The sequence below is a fragment of the Paenibacillus sp. BR2-3 genome (assembly GCF_046529485.1).
In the GTDB taxonomy this organism is placed as follows: Bacteria; Bacillota; Bacilli; order Paenibacillales; family Paenibacillaceae; genus Paenibacillus_AQ.
Window position 1 is genome coordinate 3,525,720 of the sequence record NZ_CP126311.1, and the last position, 22,059, is coordinate 3,547,778.

Genomic DNA, 22,059 nt, shown 5'->3' on the forward strand with positions numbered 1-22,059 from the left:
CCTCCCCCACGGAAAATTCAGCTTGGAGCCGTATTCATTCGGAGTCGAGGACCGCCTGAAAAATACTTATAAAAAAGAACTGCTGAAAAGGCAGTATTGAGCCAAAAATGCAAAAAGGGCTAAGCAGATCTAACCCCTGCTTAACCCTTTTGCATGTTCCGTTTTAAAACTCCAAAGTAATGCGCTCTCCCTTAGGCTCTCGAAATAACAAATTCATATTCTATAATTCCGTCAGACGGGATACGATATTCCTCGTGAACCGATGCACCCCAGCTATCATCTCCGCCTACTCCCATTTGCTTACCGGCCACCGTCACCACTGTATAATGTACAGGAGGCAGCTCATAGAGATGATAAGCATTTTCCAACTCAAAAGCAGTATATGGGGAGATCCGGCACTCTATCGGCTTCGCTGCCGGAGCTATAATACTGATTCCCTTACCCTCATCATTCGTAACTGTTACCCGACGGACACCCGTGCGATTGCCGGATTCCTGCGGTACGACATATCCGGATAGACTATCTGTCGCCTCGTTGATGAATGGGCCTAATCTTGCTCCATGATTACGATCACTATAATTCTCTTCCGGCCCTAACGCCAGCCAATTTAGATGGCTGTATTCCGCCGGAATTTTGAAGGTGAGTGCAAAGATGGGAAGGTCAGGAAGACCGTTTACTCCCTCATAACGGGATCTCACAGCAATGCTTCCGTCCGAAAGGACGGTATAGGCAACGGTAACCTTTACATCCGGGCTAATATTCAAGCGGTAGCTGAAACTTACTGTCACTTCCCCTTCCTCTTGAGCCACCGTAACATCTGCACATTTTGGCATCAGACTTGCCGCGTACCAGGCCCCCGCGTGGAAACCCAGTGAGGTCCCTTTATCGTTGTCCGTGGTCGCCCGCCAGAATAGCGGTGCTGGCGGATAGGCGATCAGCTCATTACCGGCGTAATTCAGAGATACCAGACTGCCAACCCCTTTGGAAAACAGGATGCTGAAATCTATGCCGTGTACACCAATATTCACATCCCCCTCAACAACTTTCATAGCCTGGCACTCTATACTTGCTTCCGCTGCTGCACCGCGCTTCTCGTCCGCTTCAATAGAGAACACGGCCTGGCCAAAAGAAACCTCATGTCCGGCTTCCGCCCACAGGTTGCGCTCCTTAAGCCGCAAAGACGTGTTAATCCAATACTCGCCTGTTGAAGCAGCCTTTCCGCCAAGATCCAGCGGAACGAACTGCTCGGTTTGCGCTGCTGCCTGTACCTCCAGGATGCCGCCGTCCAGTTTACCCTGCTCATTGTGCAGGCTGTAGTGCAGATAACAGTGCCCTGTCCCTTGAAATAACCCCTCATTCCTGATCGTAACGCCCGTGCGGTCCGGTACCAGCTTAATATCCTGATAGAGGAACTTTACCTCCTGCATCTTGGGCGACAGCTTCCGGTCCGCATATACGATTCCATCCGTACAGAAATTGTAGTCTGTAGCCCGGTCCCCGTAATCACCACCAAAGGCTAGATACTCCTTACCGTAGCGGTCTTTTTTCATTATCGCCTGATCGATATAGTCCCAGATAAAGCCGCCTTGATATAGGGGATATTTCTGCTCCAGCTCACTGTATTTACTCATTCCACCCAGAGAATTACCCATGGCATGCATATATTCGCAGCTGATAAAAGGCTTCTGCGGATCATTACGCAGGTATTCCTCAATGCTGTCCACCTTCGCATACATCCGGCTCTCCATATCACTTGTAGCATCAAACCGGCGGTCGTGGAAAACTCCCTCATAATGAACCAATCGGCCCGGGTCAGCCTCCTTGAAGTACTGCGAAACCTTATAGATCACCTCACCCCCAAACGACTCATTGCCGCAGGACCAGATGAGAATAGAAGGATGATTCTTGTCCCGTTCAAGCATGGACACTGCTCGATCCATTACAATGTTGAGCCACTCCGGACGGTCGCCCGGAATGACCCAAGAGGGCTCAATGGCGCCCAGCTTTTGCCATGATCCGTGGGTTTCGAGATTCATTTCATCAATGACATAGATACCGTATTCATCACAAAGTGCATACCATTCACTCTGGTTCGGATAATGTGACGTTCTCACCGCGTTAATATTGTTCTGCTTCAAGGTCTTAATATCCCAGAGCATATCTTCTTTCGTGACTGCCCGTCCTCTTCTGCAGTTGAATTCATGCCGGTTGACACCTTTGAAAAGTATCCGCTTGCCGTTAATACTCATCACCTTGTCCAGCATCTCAAATTTACGGAAGCCTACTTTTTGCGGAATTACTTCAATTAATGTTCCTTTATCGTCATACACACTAATGTATAGAATATACAGGTTCGGAACTTCCGCGCTCCACAGTTCAGCATTCTGCACATTTAGGGATAGGGCAAGCCGTTCTCCCGTCAAATTAGCTTCAACTGTACCTGCAGACTGACCCGATGGGTCCAGCAAGCTCAGCTTCACACGTCCGGCAAGTTTCCCTTCCAGCGCCAGATTTACAGATAGTACTCCATCCCGGTATGCGGTATCCAGCTCCGTGCGCAGGAACAGATCCCTCACATGAATTTGCGGTACCGTGTACAGGTATACCTCTCTGAAAATACCCGAGAACCGCCAAAAATCCTGATCCTCCAACCAGCCGCCTGTACTCCGTTGGTACACCTCTACAGCCAGCTTGTTCTCACCCTCTTGCCGTACATAGGGAGACAGATTGAATTCCGACGGCGTGAAGCTATCCTCACTGTAGCCTACAAACTCGCCGTTAAGCCACACGTAGAAAGCCGATTCTACCCCTTGAAAAGATAAATACACCGGTTTGTCCTTCATTTGCTCCGGAATAGTAAACGTCTTTACATAGCTTCCCACCGGATTGTGAGTTTTGGAGACTTCCGGCGGCCGGAGATACTCATGACCATCCCATGGATACATGGTATTCACATATTGAGGATTGCCGAAGCCTTGCAGTTGGATGTGTCCCGGAACCGTGATATCCGACCAACCCTCAGCAGAGAACTGCTCCTTGTAGAAATCAGCGACCCTACTGGCCGGATTGACGGCGTAGCTGAACTTCCAGCTTCCGTTCAAGCTATGACGCAGCGCCATAGCCCCACCCTTCTCCGCTTCTTTCATACTTTGATAATATTTATGATCCGAATGCGCTTTCAGCCTATTCACTGCAAATACATTCAAATCCTCCAGCCAGTCTATGCTGGGTATTGTATCTTTCACTTCATTCCCTCCCTGCTACTATTTGTGAAATCAGGTATTCCGTCTTTAGAGTGCTGCTAATTTAACTTAATGTGTTTCTATGATTTGTGAGAAAATATGAAACTCACAAATATTATATCTTTGAATAGGTCAAAAAGGAACGAAGTGGAAATTTGGAACTGGAGAAACGTAGTGGTCGCCTTTATCTTCGGATTTCACCGTTGATAACGGTCCAATTCAAGAAATCCGAAGATAACAGCGATCGTAAGTCCAAAGTTTCCCGCAGTGACGAGTTGTTGACCTATGTTTTTAGATATAATCTTTTATTTTGCTTTTTTTGAACTTATCTTGGTTTTTCACTGAGTTAAATTCAAACTCTAACAACGAATCCCTTATTTCACCGACCCGATCATCCCCGCCACAAACTGCTTCTGCATCAGGAAGAACACTAGAGCTGTCGGAAGTGTGCCGATGACAATCGCAATCAAGATCATCCCATAGTCCGGTGCATAGCCTGAGCCCAGAATAGAGATGAGCAGCGGCATGGTCTTCGTTTCCGGTGATTGCAGAACAATCAGCGGCCACAGATAGTTATTCCAGCTCGACATAAACGTAATAATGGCCGCTGCCGCATAGGTTGTTTTCATCGTGGGGATATAGATGCGAAGGAAGATACTGATCTCGCTTAATCCATCCATTCGCCCGGCCTCCAGCAGTTCCTTCGGGAACATCTTCGTACTCTGCCGGAAGAAGAAAATCAGGAACGCTGTAGTCACTGTCGGCAGGATAACCGAAGTCATAGTGTCGATGCCCATCCAAGGAGCCCCATTGGAAATATTCGCAAACAAACGGTACAGCGGCACCATCATAGCGGCAAAAGGAATCATCATAGACACCAATAAAATGTTAAATACAATATCTTTGGAGCGGCTTCTAAAGACTTCAAAGCCATAACCGGCAAGAGAAGCGATAAGCAAAGCCAATACCGTTGTCGTAATCGAAATCTTGGCCGAATTAACAAGCGACAATTGAAGATCCGTCGTCTCCAGCAGCTTGCGGAAATTATCCAGCAGGTGAGCGCCGGGCAGCAATCTGCCACGGGTTACATCTACAGATTTGTTCGTTGAGCTAATGACCATCCACAGAAACGGAAAAATGGAAACAAAAGCAATGAGGCTGAGAAAAAGGTATGTGAAAATCCGTTTGCTCTTAGCCATTTTTATCACCTGCCACTTTGAACTGGAGGAACGAAAGGAATACGATCATGATCACAATGGAATAGGACACAGTAGCCGCATACCCGAAGTCTGCGGAGTACTTAAAGGACAGGTTATAAATATATTGCGATATGGTGAGCGTGGCATTCCCCGGACCGCCCTTTGTAATATTCATGACCTCGTCGAACAACTGCAGAGTACCAATCGTCGAGGTAATGGAGGTAAACAGGATGATCGGCTTGAGCAGCGGAACGGTGATTCCGAAAAACTGCCGGGTTGCCGAAGCCCCATCAATTCTGGCTGCCTCGTAGATGGAATTGTCGATATTTTGCAGAGCGGACAAATAGAAAATCATATTATATCCGGTCCAGCGCCAGGTTATGGCGATCACAATTGTGATCTTTGCCCAAAAAGGATCGGTAATCCACCCGATCGGTGCGTCAATCAAGTGCAAGTTCAGTAGGGACGTGTTCACAAGGCCTTTTCCCGCGAACAAATATTTGAATACAACGGAATAGGCCACCAGTGAGGTCACACAGGGCAGGAAGATGGCAGTCCGGAAAAAGCCCTTGAACTTCAGCTTGCTGTCATTCAGCAGAACGGAGATAAACAAGGCCAGAATAATCATAATAGGCACTTGTACCAATAGATAAATAAATGTGTTTTTTACAGCTGTAAGAAACATTGCGTCGGCGAACAAACGCTTATAATTATCAAAACCGGTGAATTCCAGATTGCTTCCTGTCCCGGTCTGAAAGGACATAATTAACGCCTGGAGCATCGGATAGAAATAAAAAACAAAGATTAATATTACAGATAACAGGACGAAGGACCATCCGGTTAGTACATTTTTACGACGGATGCTCATGTTTGAGTTTGTATTTTTCACATCGGCCCAACCCCTTTTGGATTTAGATCTTTTTAATAAACCTTGGACGCTCTCACACTCCTGACCGCTGGAGTAGCAGATTGCGCCCAAGGTTTGCTGGTGAAGAACTCTTACTTATTTGATCTGTGACTCCGCCTGTGCCTGTGCATCACTGAGCACCTTGTCGATATCTTTACCGTTCAGGTAGTTCTGCATTTCCACAATCAGGATGTCTTCGATTGCATAGGTGTGAATTCCGTAGTTAACGCTAGGGATTTGCTCGGTCCATTTTGCAAAATCACTAACTACCTTTTGACCTGCGAAGAAGTCATTAGCTTGACTGTACGCTTCGCCGTTAGCAGCAGCTTTAAAGGTACCGATAACTCCGATATCCGTAAGCAGCTTTTGATACATTTCTACATCGGATCCAAACGTTTTAGTCATAAAATCTGCTGCTGTTTCTTTGCCGTCCACATTCATGACATACCATGAGCTACCCCCAAGATTGGACGCATGAACGGATTTATCGTTACCCGGAAGCGTAGGAATCGGTGCGATTCCCCATTTGCCGGATTGGGTTGCCTCTGCTTTAATCGAAGGCGTAATCCAGTTTCCCGTAGGAACCGAAGCAACATTGCCACTGTTAAGTGCGGCTACGAACTGGCTCCAGTCGGCATGAACATTCGCTACATTGGATTCCATAAGCTCTTTGTAAATCTTGAACGCTTCTTTTAAAGCTGCATTATTAGCGATGTTAGGTGTCTTACCATCTTCCGTTAAATACCAGGAGCCTGCGGATTGAATCATCATGCGGATAATTCCTAGGTCATTCGGATCAAGCGTAATCAGAGCCTTGCCTGTTTTCTCTTTTACTTTTTTACCGATTTCAATGTATTGCTTCCAATCGATATTCTGTAAATCAGCAAGCTTGTAGCCGGCCTGCTCCAGATAGTCGGTTCTGACATACAACCCGGTTACACCGGAGTCAAATGGAATTCCATATTGTTTGCCATCAAGACTCGTTGGGCCACTCTTGTAGTCTGCAAAATCGGAGCCCTTGATAGAGCTGCTCAGATCATAGAATGAATCCTTGTAGGATTGAAGGAAGTTTTGTGCACGATAATCCTCGATCAGGACAATGTTCGGCAAGCCTTTCGTTGTACCGGAGTTGAGGCCAGTGTTAAGCTTTTGGATAATATCATTCTGGGCATACTCGATAATGTTAATTTTGACATCAGGATTAATTGCAGCGTAAGCCTCTTTAGCCACTTCAAGCGCAGCGATATTAAAAGCCGGATCCCATGCCCATATCGTAATTTCTTTTGCCTGACTGCTTTCAGCACCCTTATTCCCGGAGTCTGCTGTGTTTTTAGTACCCGAGTTTGAACCGCAGGCAGTAAGTATCAGCATACAAATCATCAATAACGCTAAGCTCTTTTTCAAAGTCTTCATCCCCTTTTGTATGTTTTCTTTTTTAAAGAATCTTACTGAAAGCGCTTCCTGATTACATATTTATCTTATCATCGTCCCCGAATGCATCGTTAGAAATAACTTTATGCTCATTAGTCATTATTTCGCCTCATTGAAAGCGCTGCCTTTACTCTATTTGTTCTTTCTTTTGATAATTGTATTATTTTCACGTATTGATTAATGGCAGGCGGATTTTGATCGTAGTTCCTTCATCCAGGCGGCTCATGATTGTAACTCCGTAATCCTCCCCATATAAAAGAACGATCCGGTCATGAACATTTTTAATGCCAATGCCTGTAAACAGCTGACGCTTGCTCTCCGGATTCGAAAGAGAAAGCTCTGTACCCCCGCTTTCCAACCCGTCCCCGTTATCGATGACCTCGCACAGAAGTGACCCGGATTCCTGCGAAATGAGCACATGGATGTATCCTTCGCTTTTCTTATTAAACGCATGAAAGAAGGCATTCTCAATAAACGGCTGGATGATCAGCTTGGGCACGTGATAATGGATACTATCCGGAGCTACAAAAAAGTTCACTTTAATACGCTCCCCGTAACGGACATGGTTGATAAAGACGTAGGACTTCAGATTCTCCAGTTCCTGGGATATGGTAATCGTGTCGCTAACATTGCTAAGGGCATTTTGAAGCAGGGAGATCAGGGCATGAATCGTATGTACCGCTTTATCCTTGCTGCCCTGTTGGACCAGAAATTTGACCGAGGTCAGCGTATTGTACAAAAAGTGCGGGTTAATCTGCTGCTGGAGAGCGGCCAGTTCGGCGTTGCGCTGCTCCTTTTGGGTCTGGACGAGTCTTTCCACATAATCATTTAATTCATCCAGCATATAATTATAGGCATGTCCAAGCTCCTGAAATTCGAAGCTTCCGGTTACGGTGATGTAATTATGGAAATTACGCTCTGTAATTTTGGACATTTGCCGGGTAAGCAGGGTCAGGGAACGCGTAAGCCTTCTGGAGATGAGGAACACCACAATCAGTGCAACGAGCACGATTGCCGAACAGATCAAAGTTACCATTTTTGTATTCACCATTTGTCCGAGAGCCGTTTTCTTGTCAATCATATTTACGATATAGAAATCGTAAGAGGACAGATAATCCGCCAGAACAATTACATCCTTGCTCCGGAAATCCACGTTGATATAATCCAGTCCGCTCTCTTGAATTTCCTTGGCATAATGCAGCAAATCCTCTGCCTGTTGTCCCAGCAGATTCGTCCGGTTGCTCGATACAATAAGGCCATCCTTGTTCAAAATGGCTACATCATTCCCGCCGCTTACAATGCTTGAGTAGAAGGATTGAAAAGCCTTTTCTTGAATCGTAATATACAGCGTTCCGTAAATATCGCCTGTTGTCCGTTCCATAAGCGGCTTGCTGGCTACAATAACAGCCTCTTGAGTCGATGAAGCTGTGCTGCTTTCCTGATAAAACTGATACATTAGTCTTTTCGGCTCGGCGAGTGTATTTAACGTTAATTTATGATTCTTCAACTCGTTATCTGTCATCAATAAATTGTTTGTATTGGTGGAGTAGCTGCGACCGTTTTGCCCCATAATCTTGATGCCGACCTGATAAGCGTACACATTTGACTGAATCTTTTTCATCTGGGTAGTCATATTGTAGTAGGTTCTCAGTACCCGAAGAGAATTAGAATCCTCCTCTGTCAAAAAGCTCTTAATCGTGCCGCTGAGCTGCGTATTATTGGTTGCTGTCACAATCGAATAATGAAAAGATTCAAAATTCGCTTTTATTTGATTAATCACTTTGGAGTTCGTAATGCTGAACGTTTCCATGAACAATTTCTCCGACATGCGGACGGTTGTCCACGAGGCAGAGATGGCGACAGCAATAATGCTGATCACCATAACAATAAATATTTTGATAAACAGACTGTGAAATTTGTAGCGCTCCATAAAAGCTCTCATAGCAGTCCTTACTCCTGACTGTAATATTGCCTTCTGTAGTGGCTAGGCGATAGACCCGTATATTTTTTGAACACTTTGCAGAAATAACTATGATCCCCGTACCCGACCTTGCAGCTGATCTCAGAAATGGGGGCACCGTCCTCCCGCAGCAGCTCGGCGGCTTTGTCCGTACGGATTTTATTCAAGTGCTCCTTAAAGCCTTCTTTGTTATGCGCGGTAAAAAGACTTGATAAATACGAGGGGTTAAAGTGAAAATGTTTGGCAAGATCAGTCAGGCTCAGCGGTTCGGCATAGTGCTCTTCTATATACTCAAGCAATCGCTTCATATTGGCATTACTGGCCTGGAGACCGCTGGAAGTGAAAGTATGCTGAATAACCTTATTCATAAAAGACTCCAGAATAAGTACCGCCTCATCGACATCCTGTGCCTCATCAATGGCCCGGAACAAAGCGTATTTAGACTCCTCCAGAGCTTTGATATGGCTGAATTGATTCGTTACATTGAAAATGATATTTCCCAAAAAAGATTTAAACTGAAAGACATCGCTTTCATAATGCAGTGATAAGGATGTCACATGCTGCCTTAAGTCTGTAAATGCTTCCTCCAGCTGCAGTCTCTTAATTTGCTCTGTAAAATGAGATAAATTGAACTTGTCAGAATCACCCTCTGGCTTAGGCAGCTCATCGTGGATCAGAAGCACTTTCTCGGGGAAAAAGAACCGGTACTGTAGCAGCTTCAGATAACTGTCCTGATATACGGCAGAAGCTTTACTTAATTCATGGAAAAGCTCACTAAAAAACCAGCGGGGCTCTGTCTCACTCTCAGCCATAGATTGGGACAAAAGCTTCACAGCATCAATGGCTTCATTCCACTGCCTTTCCTTCAGATTAATCAAGAACAAGATCATGCTCTGATCTCCCTGGACAGTGCAATGCACAATGCCGGGAATTTTGTGCTCTAATTCACCTATGATAATCCCTTTAAGCCGGTCCAGTGATTGTCCGTCTATTGTCGAAATAGACCGCATATCACAGCCCAGATAGAAGAACAGCTCATAGGGGAAGTAACTGCTTAACAAGCCAAAATCATAGTTTATTTCGTAACCGGAAATAAGCCTGCTGAGTACAAAATCTACGGAGAGGGTATCGTCGTCCGCCCCGCCCGTAACCACCAGGCCAGGGATTTTGTCCCACGTATTTTTTAGTACATGAAGCAAACCCTCAGCCTCCAGCTTCGGTTTCAATATATAATCAGCCACCCCGTTTTGGAAGGTGGAACGCACATAATGGAACTCACTGAAGCTGCTTAGCACAATTACCTCAATATCCGGATGGTCCCGCTTGACGATCCGCGTTAATTCCTCACCGTCCATAACAGGCATAACGATGTCGGTAATTACAATATGGGGCTGGAGCGTACGGATCAGCTCCAGAGCTTCCTGCCCGTTTGACGCTTCCCCTACAATCTGAAAGCCTTCCCGCTCCCAATCCAGTACATATTTAATTCCCTGTCGAACCAGTATTTCATCATCCACAATGATCACCTTGCATAGCTGGTTCACAGTTAACCCCCGCCTTTATTTGTTAAGACTTATGCGCTTTCAACCCATGATGGGATTATAAAGCGCTATTGCGAAGAAGGTCAATTCATTTCTGACTACTTCTTGAACTTCAAATGGCTTTCATTCTCATCATGATCAAAAAAGCAGACCAAGAATTTCTTCTGGCCTGCCATAATCTCAATATAAGACTTTACACCAGCATGGCGCTGAGCCATAAGTATCGCCGCTTGGCTGTTCTCAGTGATTTTCGTATAAATATGAGAACATACAGATTGTTGCGGTGAATCCGCTGTGCCTTTAACGTCTTTACGGAAAGGATAATGCCGGTAATGACATATTGCCGCGTCCACTTTCGCGGCCCCCGATTAGTCAGGGCTCCAGCAGCAGTCCGGTTTTTTGCTTGGTTAGGCTTATCCTAAACTCCGAAGCTGAAAACAACTTGAAGATCCGCTGAAAGTTCACTGAAAATCCGTATTTTTTAGATTCAACACGATTTCAAAAACAGCTCCGCCCGCCGGCAAGGAGGAGGCAGCTATAGAGCCGCCATGTCCCACGATGATTGCCTTTGTGATCGCAAGCCCAATACCCGTTCCGCCCTGTTCACCTTTATAAAACCGGTCAAACACAAGCTTCTCCTCTCCCGGCTTGAATCCCTTCCCGTCATCGATACAGGTGATGGATAGCTTGTCGCCCACATGTTTGACCCGCAGATCCACCGAAGTTTTCGCATATCGGATACTATTTCCGACAATGTTCACGAAGGCACGCTTCAGTTTCTCACGGTCTGCCGAACATATCGCGGAGACGTCTCCTTTTGCAGTCAATTTAATATTGTGCTGCGCTGCCAACCCGTGTAAACCCGCTAACACTTCGCCAATAACATCTCCGATCTCAACCGGCTCGAAATGGAAAGCATCCTTTACCTGATCCAGACGGGTCAGAAAAATCATTTCATCCACGAGCCCCTTCAGCTGCTGGCATTCGTTAATAATAACCTCCAAGCTATCAGCGACTTCTTCGCCCTGTACGATTCCATCTTTTATGGCCTCGGCATTGCCCTGAATAGCCATAAGCGGAGTTTTCAGCTCATGCGAGGCATTCTGCAGGAAGTCCGTTTGCAGTCTGTCGTTGAGGCGCAGCTTGTCGGCCATATCCGTAAAAGATTCCGCCAGTTCCCCGATTTCATCCCGGCTGCGCCTGTCGACAGGAATGGCGGGCTGTTCTCTTTTGGGGGAGAAATTCCTCATACCGTCAGCCAAATCAGCAAGCGGGCGTGTCAGGCTGCGTCCAAGCCAGTAACCGATGAACAAGGCCAAAAAACCGCCAATGATCACACTTAACAGCTGGGCTCGACGGAACAACCGGTTCAGTCCGGTAATATCCGTTATTTTAATTCCAAGTACGATTTCACCTTTATTACCTCCGCCAGTCCCTTTGATTACTCTTCGTTCGATCAGATATTCATCCGGGGTCTTTCCTGCCAGCATCGACAGCACATCCGTATCCTTTAAGCTTGTATTTTTATAAACAATTCTTCCTGCTTTATTTAATACAATAATCTTCGTATCTACCAGCCTTCCGGCCACCCGAAGCTCTTTCCTCAGGTTGACACGCTCCGCTACAGTATCCGCTGACAACGAACTGCCCACGGCCAGCATCTGGAGCAGCTGAGCGGCATCATGCTTCATTTGCTGACGGGCATCCTGAATCAGATAACGGGTAGACAACACGCGAAAGGAGAACGCAGTTACAATCAATATCGTTAAAATCAGAATGAGGTTGCTTAGCTGCAATTTGGTGCCAATTCTCAGATTACGCGTCAAGGCGGTAGCCGAACCCCCAAACCGTCGTAATTTGAACAGCGGAATAACTGGCAGCCAGTTTTTTGCGAATCCGCTTCACCAGATCGTCTACAAGCCGGTCTTCAACGATGGAATCATAGCCCCAGATCTTCAGCAGCAGCTGCTCCCGGGTAAACGGCAAATTGCGGTGCACACCCATGAATTCGAACAGCTCATATTCTTTGGCGGTGAGGCGTATTTCCACACCATCCTTTTCCAGTATCCGGCGATCCTGATGCAGCTTCAAATCCAATAATTGAATTTGAGTTGAAGGAGATGTTTTTTCCATGCGTCTGAAAATATTCTTAATACGCGCTACCAGCTCACGGGGACTGAAGGGCTTGGTCAAATAATCATCCGCACCGAGCTCTAGCCCCAGAATACGGTCGAGTTCCTCGCCTTTTGCAGTAACAAAGATAATAGGAATTTCACTGGTTCTCCGAATCTCCTTGCATAACTCGATACCGTCCATACCCGGCATTCGAATGTCCAGAACAAGCAAATCCGGCCGGAGCCGCCCTAATTCTGGCAGCACAGATTCTCCATTTACAAACACCGTCACCTTATACCCTTCATTCTCGATATATTTGCACAGGATATCCCTGATACTCTTCTCATCATCGACTACAAATACATGCTTCACCCTTGCATTCCCCCATTTCACAACCATTATAGCATCATCCAATATTTACTCTGCTGTGATTTTATCCAGGCAAAAATATAAAAGGAAGCTAAGACAGGGTTCCCGGATAGCTTCCTTTCACTCTAATTATGTTCGCTGGGCTGTGGCTGTGATTATCAATCCTCTATTGCAAAATGGAGATAATCTCGTCAAGCAGCTCTGCTTTTTCCTTCAAATTGCCGTTTACTTCCGCCAGTACCCCGCTGGCTTCACTCAGTTTACTATGGGCCAGCACTGTATCCTTCGCTTTGTCTGCTTCACGGAAAGCAGCCAAATCACTGGCGAACGCCTTCATCAGCTCCCCATTCTCTTTGTTAAGCACACGGATATCAGCATGTACCTGCTTGGCAGCCTGAAGCGCTTCATAGTTGCCGTTGTCATCAGCAGCGACGGTCAAATCAAGAATTTCATCCTGCTTCCCGACAATTTGAGCTTTCCAGGAGAGACGTTCCGCCCGCAGGCTGTTAATCACATGGAGGTCATCCTTATATTCCCGTGCCCTGTTGATGGAGGCTCCCTTGTTTTCTTTGACCTTCTCCACCAGCTTGGATTTTGGTGTTTGGTTCGTCACGGCCTCTGCAGCAAATGCGCTGCCCATACCGCCGATCACCATAAATCCAACCATCATTGCCGCAATTTTTTTCTTCATTGTCCTTCTCTCCTTCGTAAATTTTATTTTGTTTACGAGTTTAGTATAGAAAGAGGATGTAGAAAAACAGGGACAATATTGTGGAAAAAGTGTGTGAAACGCAAGAATGCGCATGGCATGCACAATACATCAAATTCCCCTCGGTTAATGCGAGCTAAGATGCTTTCTGTAGCCCTCCACCTTTTCTTCCCTATAGCCTAAGGACTCATAAAAAATATGCGCTTCCTTCCGCTGCTCGCCGGAGACCAGGATAATATACCAGCAGCCCCTTTCATGCGCCATTTCTTCCATGGCCGTCATGAGCTTATTGCCCACTCCCTGGCGCCGGGCGCGGGAAGATACCACCACATTTTCAATGACCATAAACGGCTTGCATTCCCCTACCAGATCGTGGCAAATAATGCCCATCACGGAACCCAGAAGCTCCTCGCCCCTGTAAGCGCCCAATAATATGTAATGGCTGTCAGCTTTTATAATCTTGAATACTTCTTCCAGTTTGTTAATATCCGTAGATTTGTTAATTAATTCAGCATATAGTTCGCTTAACGCAACAAGAGAATCGGACTCCAATTCTTTAATGGTTACCATGTGGGGGCATCCTGCTTTCTGTTAAATTAGTTATGTCCTATAAATTAGCCTCAAAACCAAAATCAGCGGTTGACCGTTCGTGGATCAAGCCACTACGGGTTCGGAGGATTCTTAAAGGTCGCTGTTAAAGCCCGATTTCTTGATTGTAAGGTGATTATAGGTTGAAATCGGGCTTTAAAGGCGAACACTATCGTTTCTCCAGAATCCCGTAGGGCCCTTCGCTGTGTTCGCGCGTAAAGTCAACCTCTGATTTTTAGTTAGTGTTATATTTATGGATCAACACCAGAATCAGTACTTGACATAATGTTGCAGGCAGGGATACGCGGATCGAGCCGTTGGGCGGACTGTATAGCCCTTATTATCGTGCTGATGTACTAAAAGAGAACAGAACCGGACTGAGGTGACGCTAATTGTGGATTCAACGCCTACTTTAGCCCGCCTTCAGCTAAATAAGTACATCTCTGTCCGCCAAACCGAAATCGGGGGTATTTCAAGTAGATCAGCGTCTCCTGGGTCCGTTAACAACCCGATAATTTGAACTTAAGAATTCCCTTTACAGGTGTTGGTCATAACTACGATTTGGTTTGGACTTCCGGCCGCCGACCAACTCAGTTCTTTTTTTGGTAAATCAACACGCCTATATTTCTTACCACCTCCCGTTGCTGTAAGTAGTTAGGACCAGCTTCTCAAAAGTCCGAGTAATTCCTTTGCACAGTATCCCTCTCCGTCAAGAACTGATATTGGTGTTGAGCCATAATTAAAGTTCTCTAATTTCCTTTTACTTATGAACCCGCAGATCAAATTGTTCCTTCTGACCGTCCCATTCGACTTCAACCTGGATGACTGAATCCTCCCACTCAAAAGCCCCAGTGTTCCCAGTGCTCTTAATCCTTACCAATGGCTGCCCTCGCCTGTGAACGTGTAGTGATGCTTGATTGTCTCTGCATTGCAGCCTGTGAGTAGGAAAATCATAATAACAAAAAGCATTGAGGTACGCAGTATATTAAACAGTTAAAGCCCTCCCGTCCTCCTGTTTATCCTATTGTGCTTTTTTGCTGGTCTCCATGCCGCAGAAGTCCCTGCTGTCTCCACAAATACCCTATGGCGATTCAGCTTAGGATAGCACCTTCATAATCGTTGCAAAACAGGACTGTTTAAACACGGCATGAAGTTCATCCCGGTCAGTCATCAGCCACTGGATCAGGCAGCCATCGATGATGCCGCGGATGATCGGCGCTGTTGCTTCGGGTGACAAAGCCTTGGAGAAGATTCCCTCTTGCTGCCCGAGTTCTAAAACCTCCGTACTGATGCTTGTGCAATTGTCATAGAAACGCTGGTTGATTTCCCGGTACACCGGATTGCGGCTCGCTTTTGCCAGAAAGTCGAGATACACACGGTAAAAGGAACGGTTCTTCTCAGGCGACACAAACGCAGAGTCAATATAGGCTTGCAGCTTTCCCGTTGCATGATCCTGCTTGTTCACAGCCGCTTGTTCCTTTTCGAATATTTTAGCAGTCAGCCATTCCAGCAGTTCAACCAGAACGGCTTCTTTGTTCTCAAAATAATAATGCACGACTCCCTTACTGACCTTCGCGTGATCGGCTATAACCTGCAGTGTTACAGAATCATATCCGAGCTCGGAGAGCGCCTGAAAGGCGGCGAACAGGATTTGCTTGCGTTTTTCTTCGGATTTCTTGTAACGTACCATAATACCTCCACTTTTTAGGGAATAATGCCTATTATATCACAGACAGAAAAAAGTTGACCGGTCAGAATAAATAATATATAAATGACTTACAACATTATCATTAAAGGAGAGTACGCTTATGTCGGAATCATTTCAAGCGTTAGTGGTAGACAAAACAGAATCAGCATTTTCGGTCACTGTAAAGCCGATTACATTGGAGGATCTCCCCGCAGGAGAGGTTGTTATCAGAGTATCATATTCCAGTGTGAACTATAAAGACGGATTAGCCAGCATCCCGAACGGCAACATTCTGAGATCTTATCCTTTTATTCCTGGTATTGATTTGTCGGGCCATGTGGTCTCGTCCACAGATGACCGGTTCCATGAAGGACAGCCTGTTTTTGCCAGCGGGTATGGCATTGGCGTGTCCCACTTTGGGGGCTACAGCGAATATGCGCGCATTCCCGCGGATTGGGTGATGCCTTTGCCGGAGGGATTAACGTTAAGAGAAGCCATGATCTATGGTACGGCCGGCTTCACCGCCGCTCTATCGATTCAAGCGTTGGAAGAACACGGTATAGCGCCGGATAAAGGTAAAATATTGGTGACTGGCGCCACAGGCGGTGTCGGTGGTGCAGCAGTTGCTATGCTGGGCAAACAAGGCTATCACGTTGTTGCCAGTACAGGCAAGACCGCCGAGAGTGACTACTTGAAAGCTCTGGGGGCAGAAGAGGTTATCTCCCGTGAGGACGTTATGGGACCCTCCATCAAACCGTTAGATAAACAATTGTGGCAGGCAGCTGTCGATTCCGTGGGCGGAAACTCGCTTGCAGCCATTTTAAGCAAAATCTCGATCAATGGGTCCGTTGCCGCAAGCGGCTTAACGGGCGGCACAGCCGTACCGACCACCGTAATGCCGTTTATTTTGCGCGGTGTAAATTTGCTGGGTATTGACTCCGTATCCTGTCCTACGGAGAAACGGCTCAAGGTATGGCAGCGGATGGCAACCGATCTAAAGCCTGCCAACCTCGATAGTCTTGTCTACCGTGAAGTCAGCTTGAACGAATTACCGCAAGCGCTGGAAGATATTCTCAAGGGGGACACCCGGGGCAGGACGCTTGTCCACTTGTCCTAATAAGGTTGAAGCCTCCCGGGATCACATCAATGATCCCGGGAGGCTTTTTATTTTACTCCTGAATGCCCGGGTACTGCCTGTATGGGGACTGCTGAACATAAGGCTGCTGCAGGTACTGCGCAGTATACCCCTGATTGTAATACCCTTGGGCAGGGTACGGCTGATAACCGGAAGCCTGCTGTGACTGCGTCATTTTTCCCGGAACATTACCCTGATCACAGCAGCCAGGAGGCGGGCCAAGAACCGTTGTTGTTTTAATTGGAGACAATGTATCCTCTACCTGCGCCTTATCAAGGCAGTAGGTGTAAGATATTATATTCGCCGGCGTTAGTCTTAAGAGGTCAGATCCATAGATCGTTTCCGGAATGGGCGCATCAAAGATCGCCAAAAGATGTGTGTCGTCCATAGCAGCAACTATATAATGCAGCCAGCCCTGCGGCAAATTCGCCACTTGGCCCGGACAAATCGGAAAATCAAGCAGCTCTTTCGTTATCGGGTTGATCAGGGAGACCACCGCTGCACCGCAGATACAGTAGATAAGCTCTGCCGCATTGGAATGATAGTGGGGCTCAATAACGGTTGATTTGCTGTTATTACAAATTTTGGCCCTTCTTCAGAATAAGATATGTATTTGCCTATGCCCGGGTGAGGATAGCCAACAAAAAAAAAGCGACCGCCTTAAAGGGGATCGCTCGCTTCTAACACTTCACCATCATTGTTCATTTTCTATTGGGGGGCTATAACCGTCCTGTTTCTTCCTGTTTCCTTCGCCTGGTACAGTGCCAGATCTGCCTTATGAAATAACTGATCCGAGGAATCTGCTTGCGACGGAAAATGGGCAATGCCTTGTGAAACGGTAATCGGGAGCGAAGAGGAAACACCCCTTATTTCTACAGCCAGGCGGACTCTTTCCGCTATCATATAAGCATCATCCACTGTTGTATGAGCGAGGAGAATGACGAATTCCTCCCCCCCATATCTGCAGCAAATATCACCCGGCCGAACAGAGGATGAAATGACTTTGGAAACCTGCTTCAGTACATCGTCACCTGCCTGGTGGCCGTAGTTATCATTCACGTATTTGAATTTGTCGACATCCAAAACAATAAGTGCGAAGGACATCCCCTCGGCGATCCAATGATCCATGGTATTCTCAAAGTTTCTGCGATTGGTTAATCCGGTCAAAGAATCGGTCATTGCTTCCTGTGTCAATTGGTCGTTTTGTTTTTGGATATCTGCGAAGGCAAGAAGGATGGTTTTGGTTAACAAATCGGCCTCCCGGTTCCAATGCGGCTTACTTTCAGGAAGCTCTACTTTTTCTTTTCCGATTTTGCTAACAAGATCGGCAAGAAAGACGAAAGGTCTGGCTAATTTCCGTGCGATCAGAATGACTGCAAGCAGTAGAAGCAAGAAAGGCAGCAGTACATACCACAAGATGGATTGAATATGATTTTTCAATTGGTTCTGCATCACACGATTAGGCGAAACCACAACCACGCCCCAGCCATTTGCCGGAACACTCGAATACCCCGCAAGCATGGTTTCACCTCTTGTATTTACGACCTGCTCCTGTCCGCTCTCTCCTTTAATAAGCTTCTGCACGACTTTATTGGTATTTACATCCTCACCAATGCGTGTGCTGTCGGGGTGAAAGATCAGTCTGCCGTCGGAGCTGACAATATAATAATACGATCCTGAATCGTCAATTGCATTGCTCCCGAATATCATAGTCAGAATATTATGATCCTCAAGATAAATGGTTCCTGTGACTACCCCTAGATATGCACCTTGTTTGTCAAAAATAGGCTGTGTCATAAGCACGATGAGCCGTCCGGTAGATGTAGCCCTATAGGGCTCAGAAAGAAAGGGAGCTTCTGCTGCGGTTGCATCTAATGCAGCTTGTGTAGTGACATATTTCCCGGTCATACCCAAGCTCGAAGGGGCTACACTTTGAATAAGCCCATTTGGATTGATAATGGACATGGAGTTGAAGTAATTGCTGCTGTTGCGCACGAATTGAAGATATTCGGTCATCTCGGCCGGACTCATGTCATCCTTGCCGGAAAGGGTTTTGGCCGAATATTGCAGGCTTATCCGCATCGACCTGAATAAGGAGTCTATCGTTTGGCTCATTTTGCCCGCATGTGTATGATTCAGGTGAAGTGTTGTATCGATTAAGGATTGCTTTTGGGACTCATAGGAAGCAATAAGAAGCATCGATGAGGTTAGCAGAACTGCCATAGACACCAATCCAATAAGCAGTGTAGTAAGACTTAATTTATTCCTTGGGCCCCTCTCTCTCCGGCTAGACATTAATGACCCCCCCTTATCCTCTAGAACAATCCATGAATATTATCTCTAATAATTCGACAAAAATCGTCAAACTCTTCTTTGTATTATAAACTAAATTAGTGTAGTAACGATATGAAAAAAACCGCCCTCTATGCCCGCTGGCATAAAGAACGGTTTGCTTGGTTTTTGAATGTTCACATGAAAACTTCATCTACAGTAATATTGCGTTCCCTCGCCAAATCTCTGAACTGGTTATCCACCTGAACAAGAGGCCTGAAAATGTCTGTGGGATTATTCATGACAATGATACCTGTTTCTCCATTGCTGAGTTGGACATTTTTGCCGATAAAATTAGGAAGCATGTGCCAAATAAGAACTTGCACTGTTTTCGCATGAAGCTTCCCGAACCCTAGATCATTTACTTTCCGGAGTACGGTAATAAGGCTTTGTTTCAGCTGATAATTTCTGGATGTGATCATGCCAATATACAGATTAGCAACGGCAACAATTCGGGTATATGGATGAATATCTCTCTGGTGAATACCTTTCGGATAACCCGAGCCATCTTCAAACTCATGATGCTGAAGGGCAACCAAAGGCGCAGTGGCGTCCGCCATAGAATTGCTAATGACCTCATAACCATACTTGGTATGACGCTTCAGTTCCTCCTGCTCGGCGTTTGTTAATACCTTTTTATTTAATATCTGCGGCGGGACTTTGCTTTTGCCGATATCATGCAAGTACCCGGCCCGGCTGATCACATATCTCTCCGACCTGGTATGTCCAAGCCATTTCGCTAAGTAATAGCTTAATAATCCAACCTGTAAAGAATGATTGTAAGTATTCGTATGATCTAGCTCCAGCATAAGCAAAAGGGCTATGACATCCCCTTGATGATCCAGATTCTTCAGGAGCGGGCGCAGCGTTTCATCGACCATAGTCTGAGTAAATTTCCCGGTTGTTAATGATTCCAGAAAGACCGATTCATAAGTATCGATGGCATCGTCTATACTTCCCTTTAATAAACTCTGACGGAAGGCTGCATTTTCCCGGATTGCCGACACATTCCGATAATCAATATCTACATAATCAATGCTATGCTGAAGCAGGACTGCGATTTCCTCATTTTTTATCGTAGTTCCCTGAGGAAGCACATGCAGACCTATACCATTAAAAGTATCTGCTTTTAGACGATCACCAGGTTTAAGATCCATAACGTGGACTTTCAAGACTCAGCACCTTCTTTATGTATAGGAATTTAAGAAATGATAACAACCATGGCTCCGCCGGAATTTCCCCTATGATTCTATGATCATAACCAAATCCCTCTACCGTTACAATAAGGTGAAAGTCACACTAATCCAGGCGATATGGTTCCAAAGAAGCAAGTTCGTGTTACTAGCGTTTCTTATCCAGGGCAAAACCTATTCAAACATCGTTGTATGTATCGTGTTCGGGTCTGATGTGAAGATTTCTTTTGGATAAGGGAGAGCAAGCTCGGGAAGTTCTTTCTCATTAAAAAACCTCAGTTCCTCCGTTTCCCCATCCAGCCCGCTAAGAGTTCCTTTTACGATAGAGCATTCGAAAACAATCGCCAAGTATTCCACCTGATGTCCGTTACTGTACTCATATTTATATTTCTCCCCGCCAAAAACACCTAACATCCGGGCTGGATTAACCATCAAGCCTGTCTCTTCATACACTTCTCTCCGCAAAGCTCTCGAAGGAGCCTCTCCCGGTTCAATCGCCCCGGCGGGCAAGCCCCACTGTGTCTCTCCGTGCTTTCGAATAAAGAGGATCTGATCCTGATCGTTTCTAATGACTGCAGCTATGGATGGCATCATCAACAACCCTGAGCCAACCTTTTCTCTTAACTCCCGGTAATATTCAGATATTGGCATGTGGGATCATCCTTAATGGTTATTTTTGTTCATAGTTCATCCGGCTAAAGAGAATCTCAGGGAGTAGCTTCGGGTTAATTGTATTCCATACAATTATAAACCCTCAAATGAGTCATATGAGATGTTTAATTGTACGCGGTACAGCTATTTTCCGCCATCTCTACCTTATATGCTCGAATCAATGTTTTTAGCTGCACAAACTACAATTAAAAGCATATTACGAGTATTGGCCCTTTAGATAGCTGTACGAAATACAACTATTTGTATTTTGTATTTGTCAGCTGGCCTAAGATTCCAGATCTAGCTTCCACATAACAAAAAAGGGCTGCCCCCAGCCCGTATGGCTTAGAGACACCCTTCCAGCACTCATCAATCAAATGACAACTCAGCCTTCGCCAAGCTCCAGCTTTTTCTCCCCACGGCGCCGAATCCAGCAGGTCCATAACAAATCGGCCATGAAAAAGAGTGCGAACGCGGGAAGTGTCAGCTGCCATAACGATTCGACTCGCCGGTATAAAAGCTCCATTAGCGGCTGGATGCCGTAAATGCAGGCCACCGACAACACCCACCAGTATAGAGAGAAGCGCAAGCAGATGTGCCCCTGTAGCTGATAGGACATGCCGGAGTAATCCCACCATTGCTTATGAAATACCGTCACCAGCAGCCATCCGCTTACAAATTCAACCACTGACGGAACGACCAGCGCAAGCAGCAGAAACAGGGGTAACGGCAGCGACAAATCTTTGGCAACCAGCAGCAGCAGTGGAGCAAATCCATACATCGGCTTAAACGGCCCTTTCAAAAATCCTTCCTTACGAAAGCTACCCTTGCTATATAAGTTGTAGGTCCCTTCCAGCACCCAGCCCAAAAAGGAGTACATAACAAAGTAAAAGAAATATTGCCCTGCCACAGCCACAGGTGTATAGCCATCCAGCGAAAATACCTGTGTCATCGTAATCTGTCCCGCCTCCCGGTTGTCATAATTTACATCAGGAACCAAC

Annotated in this window: 18 protein-coding genes; 1 reads left to right on the forward strand and 17 read right to left on the reverse strand. The window is 46.1% G+C overall.

Annotation, left to right across the window (positions count from 1 at the left end; translation table 11 throughout):
* Nucleotides 1-191 precede the first annotated feature (191 nt).
* The 12 genes from PaeBR_RS16940 to PaeBR_RS16995 form a co-directional block, all read right to left on the reverse strand.
* Nucleotides 192-3,245 (reverse strand): glycoside hydrolase family 2 TIM barrel-domain containing protein, encoded by a 3,054-nt coding sequence (locus PaeBR_RS16940; protein ID WP_410511714.1) that lies wholly within the window; start codon nt 3,243-3,245, stop codon nt 192-194.
* Between the two features lie 371 nt (nt 3,246-3,616).
* Nucleotides 3,617-4,441: a carbohydrate ABC transporter permease gene (locus tag PaeBR_RS16945; protein WP_410511715.1), complete on the reverse strand. Its 825-nt coding sequence runs from the start codon at nt 4,439-4,441 to the stop codon at nt 3,617-3,619.
* Nucleotides 4,434-5,309, reverse strand: a complete 876-nt coding sequence (locus PaeBR_RS16950; RefSeq protein WP_410511716.1) for a carbohydrate ABC transporter permease — start codon at nt 5,307-5,309, stop codon at nt 4,434-4,436. The genes PaeBR_RS16945 and PaeBR_RS16950 overlap by 8 nt, the downstream gene beginning before the upstream one ends.
* Before the next feature lie 135 nt (nt 5,310-5,444).
* Nucleotides 5,445-6,752, reverse strand: coding sequence for an ABC transporter substrate-binding protein (locus tag PaeBR_RS16955; protein ID WP_410511717.1), 1,308 nt, complete (start codon nt 6,750-6,752; stop codon nt 5,445-5,447).
* Nucleotides 6,753-6,945: 193 nt separating this feature from the next.
* Nucleotides 6,946-8,721, reverse strand: coding sequence for a sensor histidine kinase (locus PaeBR_RS16960; RefSeq protein ID WP_410511718.1), 1,776 nt, complete (start codon nt 8,719-8,721; stop codon nt 6,946-6,948).
* An 8-nt stretch (nt 8,722-8,729) separates the two neighbouring features.
* The gene (locus tag PaeBR_RS16965) at nt 8,730-10,283 is read right to left on the reverse strand and encodes a response regulator (protein WP_410511719.1); all 1,554 of its coding nucleotides are present in this window, start codon (nt 10,281-10,283) and stop codon (nt 8,730-8,732) included.
* 95 nt (nt 10,284-10,378) lie between these two features.
* Entirely contained in the window at nt 10,379-10,633 is a 255-nt protein-coding gene (locus PaeBR_RS16970; RefSeq protein WP_410511720.1) for a hypothetical protein, read from the reverse strand.
* A 108-nt stretch (nt 10,634-10,741) separates the two neighbouring features.
* Nucleotides 10,742-12,106, reverse strand: coding sequence for a sensor histidine kinase (locus PaeBR_RS16975; RefSeq protein WP_410511721.1), 1,365 nt, complete (start codon nt 12,104-12,106; stop codon nt 10,742-10,744).
* On the reverse strand, nt 12,096-12,809 hold the full coding sequence (locus PaeBR_RS16980) for a response regulator transcription factor (RefSeq protein ID WP_410511722.1): 714 nt from the start codon (nt 12,807-12,809) through the stop codon (nt 12,096-12,098). The genes PaeBR_RS16975 and PaeBR_RS16980 overlap by 11 nt, the downstream gene beginning before the upstream one ends.
* A 121-nt stretch (nt 12,810-12,930) precedes the next feature.
* Nucleotides 12,931-13,455 (reverse strand): hypothetical protein, encoded by a 525-nt coding sequence (locus PaeBR_RS16985; RefSeq protein ID WP_410511723.1) that lies wholly within the window; start codon nt 13,453-13,455, stop codon nt 12,931-12,933.
* A 144-nt stretch (nt 13,456-13,599) separates the two neighbouring features.
* A complete protein-coding gene (locus tag PaeBR_RS16990; protein ID WP_410511724.1) occupies nt 13,600-14,043 on the reverse strand; it encodes a GNAT family N-acetyltransferase in 444 nt (147 codons plus the stop codon).
* Between the two features lie 1,114 nt (nt 14,044-15,157).
* Nucleotides 15,158-15,751, reverse strand: coding sequence for a TetR/AcrR family transcriptional regulator (locus PaeBR_RS16995; RefSeq protein ID WP_410511725.1), 594 nt, complete (start codon nt 15,749-15,751; stop codon nt 15,158-15,160).
* A 118-nt stretch (nt 15,752-15,869) separates the two neighbouring features.
* On the opposite strand from PaeBR_RS16995, the gene PaeBR_RS17000 reads away from it, so the two are divergent.
* Nucleotides 15,870-16,865, forward strand: a complete 996-nt coding sequence (locus PaeBR_RS17000) for an acryloyl-CoA reductase (protein ID WP_410511726.1) — start codon at nt 15,870-15,872, stop codon at nt 16,863-16,865.
* A gap of 52 nt (nt 16,866-16,917) precedes the next feature.
* Here the strand turns inward: PaeBR_RS17000 and PaeBR_RS17005 are convergent, their stop codons facing one another.
* From PaeBR_RS17005 to PaeBR_RS17025, 5 genes are all read right to left on the reverse strand, one after another.
* Nucleotides 16,918-17,466: a cupin domain-containing protein gene (locus PaeBR_RS17005; RefSeq protein WP_410515220.1), complete on the reverse strand. Its 549-nt coding sequence runs from the start codon at nt 17,464-17,466 to the stop codon at nt 16,918-16,920.
* 125 nt (nt 17,467-17,591) lie between these two features.
* Nucleotides 17,592-19,178 carry a diguanylate cyclase gene (locus PaeBR_RS17010; RefSeq protein WP_410511727.1) on the reverse strand — a complete coding sequence of 529 codons (1,587 nt, stop codon included), beginning with the start codon at nt 19,176-19,178 and terminating at the stop codon, nt 17,592-17,594.
* 173 nt (nt 19,179-19,351) lie between these two features.
* The gene (locus PaeBR_RS17015; RefSeq protein WP_410511728.1) at nt 19,352-20,386 is read right to left on the reverse strand and encodes an HD-GYP domain-containing protein; all 1,035 of its coding nucleotides are present in this window, start codon (nt 20,384-20,386) and stop codon (nt 19,352-19,354) included.
* A 195-nt stretch (nt 20,387-20,581) separates the two neighbouring features.
* Nucleotides 20,582-21,058, reverse strand: coding sequence for an NUDIX domain-containing protein (locus tag PaeBR_RS17020; RefSeq protein ID WP_410511729.1), 477 nt, complete (start codon nt 21,056-21,058; stop codon nt 20,582-20,584).
* 385 nt (nt 21,059-21,443) lie between these two features.
* Complete coding sequence (locus PaeBR_RS17025; RefSeq protein ID WP_410511730.1) at nt 21,444-22,010, reverse strand: putative ABC transporter permease; 567 nt, start codon at nt 22,008-22,010, stop codon at nt 21,444-21,446.
* Nucleotides 22,011-22,059 lie beyond the last annotated feature (49 nt).